Raw genomic sequence first — 19,141 nt, forward strand, 5'->3', positions numbered from 1 at the left:
ATTATATGGAAAATAAACATCAATTAATGGGAACAGAAAAAATTGGAAAACTTTTACTACAATTTTCTCTACCAGCAATTATTGGTATGCTTGTAAATGCACTCTATAATATTGTAGACAGAATATATATAGGAAATATAAAAGACGTTGGTTATTTGGCAATAGCTGGAGTAGGAATAGTATTTCCAGTTATAATATTTGTATTTGGATTTTCAATTTTAATAGGGTTAGGAAGTGCTACAAATGTATCTCTTAATCTTGGACGTAAAAATCCTGATGAAGCTGAAAAATACTTAGGTACAGCTTTAGTGTTTGGATTTGTTGTATCTTTGATACTTGCAATAGTTGGATATGTATGGATTGATGATATAGTAAGATTTTTAGGTGGAAGTGACAAGACATCTATATATGCAAGTCAGTATTTAAAAATAGGAATATTGGGATTCCCAGCTGCTGTTGTAGGATATGTTGCCAACTCATCAATTAGAGCAGATGGTAACCCTAAAATGGCAATGGTGACACTTCTTATAGGAGCTGTTACTAATATCGTATTAGACCCTATATTTATATTTTATTTAGGTATGGGAGTAAGAGGTGCTGCTCTGGCTACAATTATATCGCAATATATATCTGGAGTTTGGGCTGTTTACTATTTCTATTCAAAATTCAGTGGACTTAAAATTAGAAAAGAGTATCTTGTTTTATCTATAGAGAGAATGAAGGAGATTGTTTTAATAGGAAGTGCTCCTTTTGCAATTCAGATGGGAGCTAGTGTAGTTAACTTTACATATAACAGTACACTGAAGATGTATGGCGGAGATACAGCTATTGGGGCAATGGCTGTAGTTCAAGCAGTTACAACATTTATTTTAATGCCTATTTTTGGTATCAATCAGGGACTTCAGCCGATATTAGGTTACAACTATGGAGCGAGATTTTATAAAAGAGTTAAAGAAGCGTTATATAAAGCAATTTTTGGAGCAACAGGGATTTGTGTATTCTATTATGTTATAATTATGATTTTTTCTAAAGAGATTATAGAGATATTTACTCAGGAAAGAGGACTTTTAGATATTGCAACAAAGGGGTTAAGAGTTGAGCTATTCATGCTTCCAATAATAGGATTCCAAATTATCTGTACTGTGTATTTTCAGGCAGTTGGAAAACCTAAAATGAGTCTATTTATGAGTCTTTCAAGACAGATTATAGTACTTATTCCATGTATCCTTATAATGTCAAGAATGTTTGGAGCAATTGGAATTTGGTATGCAGCTCCAGTATCTGACTTCATTGCAACTCTTTTAACATTCTTCCTGATTGGAAAAGAATTAAAAACACTGGATCACTTAGATGCGAAAAAAGATCAGTAAATTATAGGGTTGAAAAAAACTGTATAAGAGTTTAAAATACATGTAGATAAAAATTATGAGGAGGATTCTAATGAACGACTTAACAAAGAGATTTATCAAATATATCACAATTTCTACTGATTCAGATCCAAGTAGCAACAACTGTCCAAGCAGTGAGAGACAATGGGATCTTGCAAAGGTATTAGTTGAAGATTTAAAAAATATAGGTATGGAAGATGTATCAGTTGATGAAAACTGCTATATTATGGCAACACTTCCAGCAAATACTGATAAAAAAGATGTACCATCAGTTGGATTTATAGCTCACATGGACACAGCACCTACATATAGCGGAATAGGTGTTAATCCTAGAGTAGTTGAGAACTATAATGGAGAAGATATCATATTAAATGAAAAAGAAAATATTGTACTTTCTCCAAATGACTTTCCTCATATGAAAAAATATGTAGGTCAGGATCTTATAGTAACAGATGGAAAAACTCTTTTAGGAGCAGATGACAAAGCTGGTGTTACTGAGATAATAGAAGCTATGAAATATTTAAAAGAACATCCAGAGATAAAACATGGTGAGATTAAAGTTGGATTTACTCCAGATGAAGAGATAGGAAGAGGAGCAAACCGTTTTGATGTTCAAAAATTTAACTGCAAATTTGCATATACTGTTGATGGTGGAGAATTAGGAGAGCTTGAATATGAAAACTTCAATGCTGCATCAGCAATAATCAATATAACAGGAAGAGATATTCACCCAGGAAGTGCAAAAAACAGCATGGTTAACTCTCTTATGATAGCTATGGAATTAAATGGAATGCTTCCAGTAGAACAAAGACCAGAATATACAGAAAAATATGAAGGATTCTTCCTACTTAATAAAATGAGTGGAGATATTGAAAACAGCTCTATGAATTATATCATAAGAGACCATTCAATGAAAAAATTCAATGAAAAGAAAAATATTATTAAAGCTGCAGTTGAGTTTTTAAAATTAAAACATAAAGATGCTCATATAGAACTTGAATTAAAAGACAGCTATTACAATATGAGAGAAAAAATCGAACCTGTAATAGAGATTGTAAAAGTTACTAAAAAATCTATGGAAGAGTTAGGAATAGAACCAAATATAAGACCTATAAGAGGTGGAACAGATGGAGCTAGACTTTCTTATAAAGGGCTTCCTTGTCCAAACCTATTTACTGGTGGACATAACTTCCACGGAAAATTTGAATATGTACCAATCCAATCAATGGAAAAAGCAAGAGATCTTATAATAAAAATTGCTGAAAACATTGCAAAATAACAACTTTTTTAGAAGCCTGGAGAGTAAACCGGGCTTTTATATTTTTAAGAAAAAAATATAAAACTCTGTATTTATGAGCTCTTTAAGGGGTAGAAAAAATCATTTAAGGTACTGACAAAATTCAAAAAATACTGTATAATAAAATGAAAATGGGAGTTTTTTTTACGAGATTGAAGAAAGGAATAAAATGGATATAGAAGTTATCAAAGAATATTTAAAAAAGCTTTCTCCTTCAAGAAAGCTGATATTAGGTTTTTTAATAGCAATACTGATTGGAACTTTACTGCTTATGATGCCATTTTCTCTAAAAGATGGACAGAAACTTTCATTCCTGTCTTCACTATTTACAATTGTTTCTGCAACTTGTGTTACAGGGTTAACTGTTGTAGATGTCAGTAAGACATTTTCCACTGCTGGAACAACAATCATTCTATTTTTTATTCAGCTTGGTGGATTGGGAGTAATGACTTTCTCATCTATAATATTTCTTGTTATGGGGAAAAAGATGACTTTCCATGAGAGAGAATTGTTAAAAGAGGAGAGAAATGCAGATAGTAGTGGAGAGATAGCAGATTTTATTAAGAGGCTTTTATTTGTTGTATTTGTAATTGAGAGTATAGGAGCACTTATTCTGACTACTCAATTTTTGAAGGGAAGACCTTTAAGTGAAGCAGTTTATTATGGAGTATTCCACTCTATTTCAGCATTTTGTAATGCTGGATTTTCACTTTTTACAGATAATTTAGAAAGTTTTAAAAATAATGTAGTTATAAACCTTACAATAGGGTATCTGATTACTCTTGGAGGTATTGGGTTTGCAGTTATAACATCTGTGGTAACTGTTGTAAGAAAAGGTATAGACAGATTTAACCTTACATCTAAGGTTGCAATACTTATGTCTATAATTTTAACAACTGGAGGTATGATACTGTTCTTCCTTTTAGAATATTCAAACCCAGAAACATTGGGAAATTTGAATTTTTTCCAAAAGGTTTTAGCATCTTATTTCCAAAGTGTCACTTTAAGAACGGCAGGGTTTAATACGATACCACTTGGCAACTTAAGAGATGCTACAATCTTTATCAGTTGCATATGGATGTTTATTGGAGCGTCACCAGGATCAACAGGTGGTGGAATTAAGACCACTACATTTGGTGTTATAATGTTTTATGTTATAGGGATAGCTAAAAAGAAGTCAAATGTTGAGCTTTTTAACAGACGTCTTGACTGGGAGATATTAAATAGAGCACTTGCAATACTTGTAATTGCAATAGCTTATATTTCATTTGTAATAATGTGTCTTCTGGTAGTTGAAAAATTCCCAATGGAACAAATTGTATTTGAAGTTATTTCAGCTTTTGGTACTGTAGGACTTACACTTGGAATAACACCTTATCTAAGTGTGTTTTCAAAGCTTTTAATAATAATAACTATGCTGGTAGGAAGACTTGGACCTCTGACATTTGCCCTTGCAATTGGAGAAACAAAGAAAAAGGCTGTGTCAAAATATCCAAAGGAAAATATTTTAGTTGGTTAATTTTAAGGAGAGTATAATGAAACAATATTTAGTAATAGGGCTTGGAAGATTTGGAGCCAGTGTCGCTCAGACGTTATATGAATCAAATGAGGAAGTATTAGCTATAGATGCTGATGAAGAGATTGTACAGGATTGTATAAATGAAAATATAGTTGATAATGGAATAATGATTGATGCTACAGATGTGAAAAGTTTAAAGGAACTTGGGGTTTCAAACTATGATATTGCTTTTGTATGTGTAGGAGATATTGAGCCAAGCATCATGATAACATTAAACTTAAAGGAGCTTGGAGTTAAAAAAATCATAGCTAAGGCAGTTTCTAAGAGTCATGGAAAGGTTTTAGCTAAAATCGGAGCAACAAAGGTAATATACCCAGAGGAATATATGGGAAGAAGAGTTGCACAGCTTGCTATGGAACCAAACCTGGTTGAGCATTTAAGATTCTCTTCAAACTTTTTACTTTTAGAAGTAAAAGCTCCATCGATATTCTGGGGAAAAAGTATAATTGAGTTGGACATTAGAAAAAAATATAATTCTAACGTAGTGGGAATAAAGAAAGCAGATCAAAGTTTTAATCCAAATCCGCTTGCAACAACAGTTATTGAAAAGGGAGACGTACTTTTAATGATAACTGACAATAAAACAGCAGATTTCTTTGAAAATTTGAAATAAAGAAAATCAGAAATAGTAACACGTAGTTTTAGGAGGAAAAAATGTACGATTTTGACGTCATTGTAGTAGGAGCAGGACATGCTGGATGTGAAGCTGCTTTAGCTGCTGCTAGAATGGGAGCACACACAGCTATATTTACAATAACTTTAGATAATATAGGGGTAATGTCATGTAATCCATCTCTTGGAGGACCTGCAAAATCTCACCTTGTAAAGGAGATAGATGCTTTAGGTGGAGAGATGGGAAGAAATATAGATAAAACTTATATTCAAATTAGAGTTTTAAATACTAAAAAAGGGCCAGCTGTTAGATCTTTAAGAGCACAGGCTGACAAAGTAAGATATGCAAAAGAGATGAAAAAAACTCTTGAGAATTGTGAGAATCTAAGTACTATTCAAGGAATGGTAACAGATCTTATAATTGAAAATGGAAAAGTTGAAGGAGTTAAAATAAGAGAGGGTGTAGAATATAGAGCAAAAACTGTTATTTTAGCTACTGGTACTTTCTTAAGAGGACTTATTCACGTTGGAGAAAAACATTTCAGTGGAGGAAGAATGGGAGAACTTGCAGCAGATGATCTTCCAGTTTCAATGGCAAAAGCTGGACTTAAACTTGGAAGATTTAAGACTGGAACACCATCTAGAATTGATGCAAGAACTATAGATTTTTCAAAAACTGAAGAGCAACCTGGAGATACTCATATCCTTAAATTTTCATCAAGAACACCTGATGAAGAGATAATAAATAGAAAACAGATATCATGTTATATCTATCACACTAATGAGAAGGTTCATGATATTATAAAAAGTAATAAAGACAGATCACCACTATTTAATGGAACAATTGTAGGAACAGGACCTAGATATTGTCCATCAATAGAGGATAAGGTATTTAAATATGGAGATAAAAGTCAACACCACCTTTTCTTGGAAAGAGAGGGTTATGATACAACTGAGATATATGTAGCAGGTCTATCATCATCTTTACCAACAGATGTACAGGAAGCTATGTTAGATAATCTTGAGGCTTTTAAAGATTCTCATATTATGAGATATGCCTATGCAATAGAGTACGACTATGTATTACCAGAAGAGATTAAATACAGTCTGGAAACTAGAAAGATAGAAAATCTATTCCTTGCTGGACAGATAAATGGAACATCTGGATATGAAGAGGCAGCAGCTCAAGGGCTTATTGCAGGTATAAATGCTGTTAGAAAAATAAGAAATCTTGATCCTGTAATCTTAGACAGAGCAGATTCATATATTGGAACACTTATAGATGATCTGGTTTCTAAGGGTACTAATGAGCCTTATAGAATGTTTACAGCAAGAAGTGAGTATAGATTACTGTTAAGAGAAGATAACGCTGATTTGAGACTATCTAGAATCGGATATGAGGTAGGACTTTTACCTGAAGAGGAATACAGAAGAGTACAACAAAAGGAAAAAGATGTTGAGGAGATAAAAGCTAAACTAATGAATGCCTTTGTTGGACCAGGTAACCCAAGAGTTAATGAGATATTAGCTCAAAAAGGTGAAACTCTATTAAAAGATGGATGTACTTATTATGAGCTACTTAGAAGACCTAGAGTGACATTTGATGATATCAGATACATCAGTGAGTTGTCAGATCTTAATTTAGCAGAGTATCCTCATGATACTGAGTATCAAGTAGAAGTACAGGTTAAATATTCAGGTTATATAGATAGAGCTATGAAAATGATAGAAAAACATAAGAGTCTTGAAAATAAGAGAATCCCAGCTGATCTTGATTATGACCAGCTTAAGAATATGCCAAAAGAGGCAAAGGATAAGTTAAAGGCAGCAAGACCTTATAATATAGGACAGGCTTCAAGAATATCTGGAGTTTCTCCTGCAGATATTCAGGTTTTATTGATATATTTGAAAACGAAAGGAAATTATTAATGAAAGAACTTCTTATAGAAGGATTAAATAAAATAAATGTAAAATATACAGAGGAAAAAATAGATGATTTAATAAAGTATCTAAATCTTCTAGTTGAATACAATTCTCATACAAATCTTACTGCAGTAAGAGATGAAGAGGGAATAATAGAGAAACACTTTATTGACTCACTACTTTTACAAAACTATATTCCAGAAGATGCTAAAAGTGCTATTGATGTTGGAACAGGAGCAGGATTTCCAGGAATGGTGCTTGCAATATTCAATAGAAATATCAATTTTACACTTATGGATTCAGTAGGGAAAAAGACTAAATTTCTTGAAATGGTAAAAGAGGAATTGAATCTTGAAAATGTAGAGGTAGTAACTTCAAGAGCTGAGGAATTTGCTTCAGATAAAACAAAAGAGAGATATGATTTAGGGCTATGCAGAGGAGTATCAAAGCTTAGCACAATTCTTGAGTATATAGTTCCATTTTTAAAGGTGGGAGGAACATTTCTATCACAGAAAATGGAGGGAACAGGAGAGGAAAAAGAAGCAGCAAATGCACTTGCAATATTAGGTGCTGAAATAAAAGAGATTTACAACTTAGAACTTCCTTTCTGTCATGACCCAAGAGTTATAATTGATATAAAGAAAGTCAAAAAAACAGAAAAAAAATATCCTAGAAGAACAGGAATACCTTTAAAAAGACCACTATAAAAGGAGTGAAGAGGAAAATGACAGAATTTTGCAAGAAACATAAAAAGAAAATTATTGTTGTTAGTTTCCTCTTTTTCTTATTTTTTGGAGGTTTTTTAAATCTGAAATATAATCTTCCTAAGACAGTAGAGGTACTTACAGGACTTTTTGTTGGACCAAAATTCAAAAGCAGTAAGATTATATTTGAGAAGGACAAAATAGTAGTAAAAGACTTTGTTTTACAGGATAAGAAAGAGGTTATAATCTCATCTCCTGAAGTTGACATACTCTATGATGATGAATCTCTTAAAAATTATAGAATAAAAGAGATTATAATGAATGGTGGACAGGCAAATATAACAAGAAGAAAAAATGGAGATATTAACATTGTTGCTGCTTTTACTGGTAGCAGTGATGACAGTAAAGAGGAGCCACCAAAGGATAGTAAAAAAGAGGAAAAATATGATCCTGGAATAGGGGTTCCTATAGATAAGATAACTGGGATAAATGTAACAACTACTTATAGAGATTTAGGTTATAGACTGCCAATAGAAAAAACAGCCTATGATACAAATGGATATCTTACATTTAGTAAAACTAAAGGATTGGATCTTCACTTTGTTGGTAAAAATAAAGATGAGATATATGATTTTGCCTTTACTAACTATAATGAACCTTACTGGATGAGGATAAAGCTGTCAAATATTGGGGTTACCACAGAGCTGGCACAATATGGTTATGATGGTGAAGAGGTAAGCTATGATGGTGGACTTTTAAATATGGATCTTATAATAGCTGAAAGTGGTATGCTGGGAAATATTTTATTTGATGGAGTTGACGTAAGATATAAAGATCTCAATGATACAGTAAAAAATGTATCTGGAGCAGTTGACTTTAAGCCAGAAGGAATATTTTTAAATGCCTCAGGTCTTGTATTTGGAAAGCCTGAAAAGTTTACTTTAAGTTATAAAGATGAAGAGTTAAATATTGATTTTAATCTTAAGAATATAAAACAGAAAGATCTTGAAAAACTTTCATATTTACAGGGAATCAATCTTCCATTTAAAGGTGCAGTTGTAGATGATGTTAAATTCAATCTCAATATGAAAAAAGAGCTTAAAGTCACAATTGATGCTTTAGTAAATAAGTTAAATATGGATAGTTCAAAGGTTGAAAAATTAGCAGTTAAATTTATCTATGATAACAACGGAATTCATATTGATAATCTAAATGGTATTTTCACAACTTTAGATGAGAAGAAAAAAGAGAGCATAAAAGAGAAGTTTAATCTCTCTTTAGATATGAAAGATGATGACGGACAGGTAAAATTTGATATTAAAAATATAAATAATAAGAGATATGTCTCAGATTTCAGTGGAGATGGAACATTTAAACTGGGAAAAGAGAGTATTGGTTTTGGTCTTAATTCCAATATCATCTCTTTAAAGGGAGAGTATCAAAAGAGCAAAGAAAAACTTCTTTTGAAAGATGGAAATAAATATTCTCTTGAGTATGATTTGAAATCTAAAAAACTGATAAGTGGAGAGGGAAAAATTCCTATAACCATTTTAAATAACAGATTTCTTTTAGATTATTCTGGAGAAAATAATATCTTAAAAATAAACAGATTTTCAATATTTAATGAGATTGGAATCAATCATGAGTTTTTTAAAGGAACTGTTGATCTAAACACTATGAGCTATGACCTTGAATTTCCAGGTGAGAAATTTTACATTCAGGATTTTATGACCAGTGGAAAAGAAAGCATCCTGGAAGGTAAGATAAAAGGTTTTATATCAGGTTCTGGAGAGAAAAATAAAACAGATCTGGAAATATCAGATTTGACACTTAACTATTTAGGTGAGATTAAAAATATAAATGGTAAATTCACTATGAATAAAGATAAAAATACAGATTTTGATTTTTCAGGTGAAATTGGAAATATAAAATATAAAGAGTATAGCTTACAGGGATTACGTGCTGTATTTAGAATGAAAGACAACCTCTTTGAAGTGAAGACTTTTAATAATGATTTTGTAAAATTCAAAGGTGTTGCAGATTTAAATCATGATACCTTAGATATGAAGGCTAAGATAAAAGCCCTTCCTCTTACAAAATTCAATGTGGATAAACCGGATATATTTATAGGTGATGTACAGGGATTTATTTCAGGTAAAATTTCAGATCCACAGGGAAGAATTGCTATAAATGATGTACAAATGGAGATAAATAATGGACAGCCTATTCTTGTAAAAGGTGAAATAGACTTTAATAATAGGAGATTTTATACTGATAATTTAAAAATAAACAATACCACTGTAAAAGGTGAATATGATATTGAAGATAGAAATTATTGGATGAAGGCAAATATTATTGAGGAAAATATTGGAAGATACTATGGAGATACCAATTTAAAATATCGTGTAATTGGTACAATTAATGTTAAAGGTCAGGAAAAAAACATACATAGTAGCTTAAAGTCAACTTTGGATAAGATGTATATTCAGGGAAATCATCTTCCAAATGTATATGTAGAAGCAAATTATGATAGTGACAATCTTCTGGATGGTATTTTAAAAGTAAATGAGATTACTTTTAGCAACAGTGATTTAGAAGAGATAGCTAAATTAAAAGGAAATTTTGATTTAAAAGAGAAAAAACTGGTATTAAATCTCAATAGACAGGAGATTCCTCTTATAAAACTTAAAGAATATATACCTTTAAAAAATGTAAAAGGAAATATAGTACTGGAAGGTAATGTAGGTGGAACAGTTCCTGAGTTAAAATACAATCTTTCAATAAAAAGTGATAAATTGGAAATTGAAGGTGTTGAATTCAATAAGATTATTACAGGTGTAAGTGGTGACTTACACAGGGTAAATCTGGATGAGTTTTCTTTTAAATATCTTGAAAATCTCTTTTATTCTAAAGGAAATTATAATATAGAAAATGGAAAATATATCTATAGTGCTAATTCAAAAAGGATAAATTTAGGATTTTTAAATATATTTTTAAACAAGTATGATATTGATAATATAAATGGAGATGCAATATTTGACTTGCAGTTAACTAACGATAAAAATAGTGGTTTTTTAACAATAAAGGATTTTAATTTAGAAAAAAAAGATTTGTTCTTGAAATTAACAGATTTTAACAGTACAATATTACTAGCAGGGGATAAACTTTCAATTCAGGATTTAAAAGGAAAAATAAATCATGGAGAGATAGGATTTAAAGGTTACATAACATTGCCCACCTTGAAGGATATAACCGAAAATCCTTATTTTTATGAAAATCTAAAGTATGAAGCTACTCTTAATTTGAAAAACTTCGACTATAAATATGATAAATATTTCAATATTGACTTAAACAGTGATCTGACTTTTAAAAATCAGACTCTTTTAGGTCAGGTTGAAATAATAAAAGGAGAGGTTTTTGAGATACCTAGTAAAAAAGAAAGCATTTTTACAAAGATAAAAAACTTACTATTCAGCTCTGCATCTAAAACAGTTAACGACAGTGAAAGCCTAGGGAAGGACTTTAAGATAGAGACTGAATTTGCAAACTCTATAAATGTCAATGTTGGAATAAAAATAAGAGATGGAATAAAGCTTGATATAGACAGTTTAGTTCCAATGGTAAGTGATGTAAAAGGAAAGATAGAAGGAAGTGGAATAGTATCAGGAAATAATGGAAAATATCTTTTCTTAGGAAATGTTGAAGCTGTAGGAGCATCCTTAAGTGTCAATGACAACACCTTTGTTATAGATAGGGCCTTAGTTGCTTTTAATGATAAAAAAGTGTTCTTCCCTAAAATAAACCCTAGCATACTGGTTGATGCAAGTGTAGAGGTAAAAAATGATAAAATACTTCTTGCACTTAATGGAACACTTGATAATTTACAATTTAATATAAGTTCCAGAAATGGAAGCAGCAGTGGTAACTTGAACTCATTTTTAATGGGAGATGGAGATGGACAGGAAAATAATGATGCTACGGCAATGCTGCTAAGTAATATTTTAGGTGGTCAGGTAACACAGCTTTTAAAACCAATTTCAAATTTAGTAAAAAATACTTTGGGGCTATCGAAATTTAGAATAGCATCTAACGTAGTAACAGAGCAGACTGGAAATGCTTACAACACAGATACACAGCAGTCAAGATTTAAATTTGGTGCAGTTTTAGAAGCAGAAGATAATATATATAAAGATAAAATATGGTGGGTAGCAAGGGCTACACTATTGGAGGAGGATAGCGAACAGAATAATAATAAGAGTACAGATAACAATGGAGCATTTAAAGATTATGATTTTTCAATAGATTACAGGTTTGATTACACTAAGTCTATTGGAATAGGTGTTGGAAAACTTCCAGAAGATATGAAAAATACATCCAATGGAAATACCAAAAAGAACTTAAATTATCATATTGACTTTAAATTTCAGAAAAAATATGATAATCTATTAGATATCTTTATAAATAAATAGTGGAGGTAAAGATGAGAAAACAGTTGATAGTTTTATTAGTCTTCCTGTTAGGGATTTTTTCATTTGCTGATGTTACAAACTATGACATCAAAAAGATCGAAATAGTCAATAACAGAGAAGTCCCTTATGAAGTAGTACTAGGTGCTATGAAATCAAAACAGGGAGAAAAATATGTCACAGAAAATATGATTTCAGACTATAAGGCGATAAAAGATCTGAAATCTGTAGATGATGTCGCTATATACCCATCACCATTTGATGGTGGAATCAAATTAGTTGTTGACGTAACAGAAAATCCAAATGCAAAAAAGATTCTTGAGGGAGAGGGAATAATTCCATTATCAGAAAGAGAGAAGGTAGATACTACCCTTGTAGTTTCTGATGTTGAAGTTATCGGTAATACTCACCTATCAGACAGTGTTATAAGAACTCTTATACCTGTAAAAGCTGGAGAGTATTTTTCAAAGAACAAGATAATAGAAGGACATAAAAATCTAATAGAAAGTGGTTTCTTTAGAGATGTTATGCCTGATGTTATCAAAACCAGAGATGGTGTAAAGGTAGTTTATAATGTTTTAGAAAACCCAGTAATAAATGGTATTAACATAATTGGTAATACTGTTTATTCAACAAGTGATTTACTAAAAATTATACAGACTCAACCAGGAAAAGTATTTAATATCAATACTATCAGAGAAGATAGAGATAGAATAATGAAAAAATATCAGGATGATGGATATGTTCTTGCAGAAGTAACAGATATTGGATTAAATCCTAATCTTGAATTGGAAATATATCTTTCTGAGGGAGTTATCAGAAATATTCAACTTAAGAAAATGGTAACTAAACAGAAAGGTGCTAGAAGAAAGGCTACAGATGACGTTTTAAAAACAAAACCATATGTTATAGAAAGAGAGCTTGAAATTCATGATAATCAAATATTCAACTCTAGAAACTATGATGCTACTGTAGCTAACCTTATGAGACTTGGACATTTTAAAAATGTTAAGTATGAAGTTAGAGATATACCTGGAGATCCAGATGGTAGAGATATAATTCTTCTATTAGATGAAGAGAGAACAGCAATGTTACAAGGAGCTATCTCTTATGGTTCTGAAATTGGATTAATGGGAACATTATCTGTTAAAGACACTAACTGGCAAGGTAAAGGGCAAGAGCTTGGAGTTACATTTGAAAAATCAAATAAAGACTATACAAGTTTCTCAATAGACTTCTATGATCCATGGATTAAAGATACTGACAGAATTTCATGGGGATGGAGCTTATACAAAAACAGTTATGAAGACAGTGATAGTGCTGTATTTAATAAGATGGATACTTATGGTGGTAGATTGAGCATAGGTAAAGGTCTAAATAAATATGTAAGATTAGGTTTAGGAACTAAACTTGAATATGTAAAAGAAAAATCTGATATGAGTTATTTCTTTGATGCAAGAGATGGTCAGACATACTGGAGAGGATACAATAATGCCAAAGCTGAAGGACTTAATGACAAGTACTATATCTGGAGTATTTTCCCATCTATTACATATGACAGCAGAAACCATTATTGGAACCCAACAGCTGGTATATTTGCAAAACTTCAATTAGAAGGAGGTTATGCAAGTGGTTATAAAGCTGATACATTTGGTAACGTAACTGCAGAATTCAGAACTTACCACAGAGGATTATTCAAAAAGAATATATTCGCTTATAGAGTAGTTGGAGGAATTCAAACTGACAGTACAAAAGAAGGACAAAGATTCTGGGTTGGTGGAGGAAACACTTTAAGAGGATATGATGGTGGATTCTTCAAAGGTACAGAAAAACTTATAGGTACAATAGAAAACAGAACTCAGTTTAATGATATTTTAGGATTTGTAGTGTTCTTTGATGCAGGTAGAGCATGGAACTACAAAGGAAGAGATTTAACTTATGATCATGATGCAGATTTCTACAAGAAAATAGGAACTACTGCAGGTGTGGGATTAAGACTTAATACACCAATTGGTCCATTAAGATTTGACTTTGGATGGCCAGTAGGAAATAAAATGTCAGATGATGGAATGCAGTTCTACTTCAATATGGGACAATCATTCTAAGATTATATACAAGAAATACTAGGAGGTTACATTAAATGAAAAAAGTAATGATTACAGCAGTGGCTTTATTAGCTTCAGTTTCAGTATTTGCTGAAAAAATTGGGTATGTAAATTCTCAAGAAGCATTTATGAAATATTCAAAAACAAAAATTGTTCAGGAAAATTTATCTAAGGAAAGAGATAGATTAGAAAATCAAATTAAACAAAAAGAGGTTGTTCTTCAAAAAAGTCAATTAGAACTTCAATCAAAAGGAAATAAATTAACAGATAAAGAAAAACAAGATTTCCAAAAACAAGTTGAAGAATTCCAAAAATTCGTTAGAGATTCTCAAACTAAATTAAGTAAAGAAGAATACACAAGAATGCAGGAAATTGACAACACAATGACTAAAGCTATAGAGTCAGTTGCAAAATCTGGAAAATACGATTACATATTTGAAGATGGAGCAATAAAATATGGTGGAACAAATATAACACAACAAGTAATAACTGAAATGGAAAAAACTAAGTAGAATAAGGATAAATTTAGGAGGTAATTATGCAGTATAAAATAAAGGATCTGATTACTCTCCTAGGCTGTGAAGTAAAGGGAGATTTAAGTCTGGAATACATTTCTGGGCTTGCTCCCTTTTTTCAAGCTAAGGAGGATAGTTTAACATTTGCATCAGATGAAAAATTCTTAAAAAATCTTAATGAAACAAAAGCTAAAGTAATATTAGTACCTGATTTAAAGGTATTTCCAAATATTGGAAAGATGTTTTTAGTAGTTAAAGAAAACCCAAGAACATTGATGCCAAAATTATTAGGATTCTTTAAAAAGAAAGTAAGATCATTTGAAAAACAGATTGAAGATTCAGCAAGTATTGGAAAAAATGTAAATATTGCACCGGGAGTATATATAGGACATGATGCTGTAATAGGTGACAATGTTACTTTATACCCAAATGTAACAATATGTGAAGGTGTTGAAATAGGAGAGGGAACTGTAATATATCCAAATGTTACAGTAAGAGAGTTTTGTAAAGTTGGCAAAAATTGTGTGATTCAACCAGGAGCTGTAATTGGATCTGATGGATTTGGATTTGTAAAAGTAAATGGTAAGAATACAAAAATAGATCAGATTGGAAATGTTGTTGTAGAGGATAATGTTGAAATAGGTGCTAATACTACTGTTGATAGAGGAGCAATTGGGGATACAGTGATTAAAAGTTACACAAAAATTGATAACCTTGTTCAAATTGCTCATAATGATATTATTGGAGAAAACTGCTTAATTATTTCTCAAGTTGGAATTGCTGGAAGTGTAGAAGTTGGAAATAACACTACAATAGCAGGACAAACTGGTGTAGCAGGACATTTAAAAATAGGTAACAACGTCATAATAGGGGCAAAATCTGGAGTCAGCGGAGAGGTAAAAGATAACCAGATTTTATCAGGATATCCACTAATGGACCATAGAGAAGATTTAAAAGTTAGAGTTTCGATGAAAAGAATACCAGAACTGGTAAAAAAAGTAAGAGAATTAGAGAAAAAATTAAAAGATAAATAAAAAGTTATTTGAAATTTCAGTTAAAAGTGGTAAAATATAGGAGATAAATACAAGAAAAGATGAGGTAACGATGAAAAAAAGAGTTTATTTTGACAAATGTGGAGAAATGAAGTTTATATCCCATCTAGATTTGTTAAGATTTTTTGAAAGACTTTTCAACAAATCGGAAATCCCTGTAAAATATAGCGAAGGTTACCACCCAAGACCTAAAATGTCCTTTGGGAACCCAATATCCTTAGGAACTGAGGCATATAATGAGGTTATGGACTTTGAAACAGATGCAGAGATTTCCAATGAAGAGGTTTTAAAGAGACTTAATGAAAATGCTGTGCTGGGTTTTAAAGTGCATAAAGTAGAGGAAGTACCTAGAAAGTCCTCCATAATGGAAGAATTTAAAAATGTAATTTATGAAATTGATGGAGAGAAAAGTGATATAGATAAAATTGTAGAAGTATTAAATAGAGACGAGATTATTGAGATAAAGGAAAAAAGAGGTAAAACTGTAAAAAGAGACCTTAAAGCTCGTTTGATTAATTTCTACAGAAATGGCAATACACTGTCCTTGGAGATTGAGAATATGTCTCCAAACTGCTATTTGGATTTAGCAGGAGTGGAACAGCAGGATGTCACTATAAAAAGACTAGGATATAATAAATAAAATAATTAATAGTATTTGGAGGAGAAGAGTATGTTAGATTTAAAATTCATACGTGAAAACAGAGAAAAAGTCCAAGAGATGTTGAAAAATAGACACAACGACCTTAATCTTGATGAGTTTTTTCAATTGGATGATCAAAGAAGAGAAATTTTAGGAGAAGTAGAACTTTTAAAACAAAGAAGAAATACTGAATCTGCTGAAATTGCTAAACTTAAAAAAGAGAAAAAAGATGCAAGCAAACTAATTGAAGAGATGGGAAAAGTTTCTTCAGATATTAAAGAATTAGATGCAAAACTTGCAGCAGTTGAAGAAAAATTGGGGTATATCCAAATGACAATTCCTAATATGTATCAAGAAGGAACTCCAGTAGGAGCAGATGATAATGATAACGTTGAAATCAGAAGATGGGGAACACCTAGAAAATTTGATTTCGAACCTAAAGCTCACTGGGATTTAGGAGAAGAATTAGGAATTCTTGACTTTGAAAGAGGTACTAAATTAGGAGGATCTAGATTCGTTCTATATAGAGGAATGGGTGCAAGACTTGAAAGAGCTTTAATCAACTTCATGCTTGACATGCACACATTAGAACATGGATATACTGAACATATCACTCCATTTATCGTAAAAAGAGAGATATGTGAAGGAACAGGTCAGTTACCTAAATTTGAAGATGATATGTATAGAACAACTGATGATATGTTCTTAATTTCTACTTCAGAAATTACAATGACAAATATCCACAGAAAAGAGATATTAGACGAAAAAGATTTACCAAAATATTATACAGCTTATTCACCTTGTTTCAGAAGAGAAGCTGGATCATATGGTAAAGACGTTAAAGGTATCATAAGACTTCACCAATTTAACAAAGTTGAAATGGTAAAAATAACTAACCAAGAAAGTTCATATGATGAATTAGAAAAAATGGTAAGCAATGCTGAAGATGTATTAAAAAGACTTGAAATCCCTTATAGAGTTATCCAATTATGTACTGGAGATATAGGATTTGGAGCAGCAAAAACTTATGACATTGAAGTATGGGTACCATCTCAAAATAAATATAGAGAAATTTCTTCTTGCTCAAACTGTGAAGCATTCCAGGCTAGAAGAATGGGACTTAAATATAGACCAAATGGAAGTTCTAAGAGTGAATACTGCCATACATTAAATGGTTCAGGATTAGCTGTAGGAAGAACTCTAGTTGCAGTAATGGAAAACTATCAACAAGAAGATGGATCTTTCTTAATACCAAAAGCACTAGTTCCATATATGGGAGGAGTAGAAGTTGTTAAAAAGTAGTTTGATGATACTACTTGGGATAAATATCCTTTGTGATAATCTATATGTGATATTTATAACGACTTTGATTTTTCTGTTTTTAAATTTTAAATATAAGATAGATGTCAAAAAAAATATGGGAAAGATAAAATTTTTATTTTTCCTATATTTTATGACATGTTTACTACAGATATTTTATACACAAGAGGGAAGAGTTATATTTAAAATATATAAATTTTATATTACTGAAGAAGGAATGCGTAATTTTACACTGAATTTTTTAAGAATATATAATTTGATGCTTCTTTCATGGATTGTTACTACTAAGAAACTTTTGAATGGTAAGTTTAATAAGTATCAGACCGTTATAGAAAATGTAATTGATCTGGTGCCTCAAGCTCTGGTAATGGTCAGAAAAAGAATGAAAATAAAATGGTTTTTCAGATATATTTTGGAGCAGATAAAAGTAAAAAACTAATCTAAAATCATAATTGTCTATTCTGTAATTGATTTTATATAAAATATTTGTTAAAATTGAAATATAATTTTAAGGAGGGCAAAAATGGGATATAATTACAAAGACTTAGGTCTTACAAACACAAAAGCAATGTTTGCTAAAGCAAACAAAGAGGGTTATGCAGTACCTGCATTTAACTTTAACAACATGGAAATGGCACTTGCTATAGTTGAAGCTTGTGCTGAAATGGGATCACCTGTTATATTACAATGTTCAAAAGGAGCTTTAACTTATATGGGTCCAGATGTTGCACCTTTATTAGCTAAAGCAGCTGTAGATAGAGCAAGAAATATGGGTTCTGATATTCCAGTGGCTCTTCACTTAGACCATGGACCAGACCTAGAAACTGTTAAATTATGTATTGAATCTGGATTCTCATCAGTAATGATCGACGGATCTCACTATGATTTTGACAAAAATATTCAAGTTTCAAAAGAAGTTGCAGATTATGCTCACAAATTTGACGTAACTGTAGAAGCTGAATTAGGAGTATTAGCTGGTATAGAAGATGATGTTAAAGCTGAATCTCATACTTACACTAACCCTGATGAAGTTGAAGAATTTATAGGAAAAACTGGAGTTGACTCTTTAGCAATAGCTATTGGAACTTCTCACGGAGCTCACAAATTCAAACCAGGTGAAGATCCTAAATTAAGACTTGATATATTAAAAGAAATAGAAAAAAGAATACCTGGATTCCCTATCGTATTACACGGCTCATCAGCTGTACCTAAACAATATACAGATATGATTAAACAATATGGTGGAGAAGTTAAAGATGCAATTGGTATACCAGATGCTCAATTAAGAAGCGCTGCAAGCTCAGCAGTAGCTAAAATAAACGTTGACACTGATGGAAGACTTGCATTTACTGCTGCAGTAAGAAGAGTATTAGGAACAAATCCAAAAGAATTTGACCCTAGAAAATACTTAGGAGCTGCAAAAGAAGAAATGAAAGCTTACTACAAAACTAAAATAGTAGATGTATTTGGTTCTGAAGGAGCTTACAAAAAAGGAACTAAATAATAGTTTTTATAAATGGGACAACCAAATGGTTGTCCT

At 31.3% G+C, this 19,141-nt stretch carries 14 protein-coding genes; all 14 read left to right on the forward strand.

Annotated features, from left to right (window positions below; genetic code table 11):
* Positions 1-5: 5 nt before the first annotated feature.
* Positions 6-1,370 carry an MATE family efflux transporter gene (locus IX290_RS04360; protein ID WP_211491998.1) on the forward strand — a complete coding sequence of 455 codons (1,365 nt, stop codon included), beginning with the start codon at positions 6-8 and terminating at the stop codon, positions 1,368-1,370.
* Between the two features lie 70 nt (positions 1,371-1,440).
* Positions 1,441-2,667 (forward strand): peptidase T, encoded by a 1,227-nt coding sequence (gene pepT, locus IX290_RS04365; protein WP_211491999.1) that lies wholly within the window; start codon positions 1,441-1,443, stop codon positions 2,665-2,667.
* Between the two features lie 187 nt (positions 2,668-2,854).
* Positions 2,855-4,204: a TrkH family potassium uptake protein gene (locus IX290_RS04370; RefSeq protein ID WP_211492000.1), complete on the forward strand. Its 1,350-nt coding sequence runs from the start codon at positions 2,855-2,857 to the stop codon at positions 4,202-4,204.
* A 16-nt stretch (positions 4,205-4,220) separates the two neighbouring features.
* Positions 4,221-4,877 (forward strand): TrkA family potassium uptake protein, encoded by a 657-nt coding sequence (locus IX290_RS04375; RefSeq protein WP_211492001.1) that lies wholly within the window; start codon positions 4,221-4,223, stop codon positions 4,875-4,877.
* Positions 4,878-4,918: 41 nt separating this feature from the next.
* Complete coding sequence (mnmG, locus tag IX290_RS04380) at positions 4,919-6,805, forward strand: tRNA uridine-5-carboxymethylaminomethyl(34) synthesis enzyme MnmG (RefSeq protein WP_211492002.1); 1,887 nt, start codon at positions 4,919-4,921, stop codon at positions 6,803-6,805.
* Entirely contained in the window at positions 6,805-7,506 is a 702-nt protein-coding gene (gene rsmG / locus IX290_RS04385) for a 16S rRNA (guanine(527)-N(7))-methyltransferase RsmG (RefSeq protein WP_211492003.1), read from the forward strand. Before mnmG ends, rsmG begins: the two co-directional genes overlap by 1 nt.
* Positions 7,507-7,523: 17 nt before the next feature.
* Positions 7,524-11,972: a hypothetical protein gene (locus tag IX290_RS04390; RefSeq protein WP_211492004.1), complete on the forward strand. Its 4,449-nt coding sequence runs from the start codon at positions 7,524-7,526 to the stop codon at positions 11,970-11,972.
* 11 nt (positions 11,973-11,983) lie between these two features.
* Positions 11,984-14,074, forward strand: coding sequence for an outer membrane protein assembly factor (locus IX290_RS04395; protein ID WP_211492005.1), 2,091 nt, complete (start codon positions 11,984-11,986; stop codon positions 14,072-14,074).
* A 35-nt stretch (positions 14,075-14,109) separates the two neighbouring features.
* A complete protein-coding gene (locus IX290_RS04400) occupies positions 14,110-14,586 on the forward strand; it encodes an OmpH family outer membrane protein (protein ID WP_211492006.1) in 477 nt (158 codons plus the stop codon).
* Positions 14,587-14,612: 26 nt separating this feature from the next.
* Complete coding sequence (gene lpxD / locus IX290_RS04405; protein WP_211492007.1) at positions 14,613-15,623, forward strand: UDP-3-O-(3-hydroxymyristoyl)glucosamine N-acyltransferase; 1,011 nt, start codon at positions 14,613-14,615, stop codon at positions 15,621-15,623.
* A gap of 70 nt (positions 15,624-15,693) precedes the next feature.
* Positions 15,694-16,281 carry a TIGR03936 family radical SAM-associated protein gene (locus IX290_RS04410; protein WP_211492008.1) on the forward strand — a complete coding sequence of 196 codons (588 nt, stop codon included), beginning with the start codon at positions 15,694-15,696 and terminating at the stop codon, positions 16,279-16,281.
* 30 nt (positions 16,282-16,311) lie between these two features.
* Positions 16,312-17,583 (forward strand): serine--tRNA ligase, encoded by a 1,272-nt coding sequence (gene serS / locus IX290_RS04415; RefSeq protein WP_211492009.1) that lies wholly within the window; start codon positions 16,312-16,314, stop codon positions 17,581-17,583.
* On the forward strand, positions 17,570-18,040 hold the full coding sequence (locus tag IX290_RS04420) for an energy-coupling factor transporter transmembrane protein EcfT (RefSeq protein WP_249168851.1): 471 nt from the start codon (positions 17,570-17,572) through the stop codon (positions 18,038-18,040). The genes serS and IX290_RS04420 overlap by 14 nt, the downstream gene beginning before the upstream one ends.
* Positions 18,041-18,124: 84 nt before the next feature.
* A complete protein-coding gene (gene fba, locus IX290_RS04425) occupies positions 18,125-19,105 on the forward strand; it encodes a class II fructose-1,6-bisphosphate aldolase (protein WP_211492010.1) in 981 nt (326 codons plus the stop codon).
* Positions 19,106-19,141: the final 36 nt, after the last annotated feature.

It is taken from the genome of Fusobacterium sp. DD2 (assembly GCF_018205345.1).
In the GTDB taxonomy this organism is placed as follows: domain Bacteria; phylum Fusobacteriota; class Fusobacteriia; order Fusobacteriales; family Fusobacteriaceae; genus Fusobacterium_A.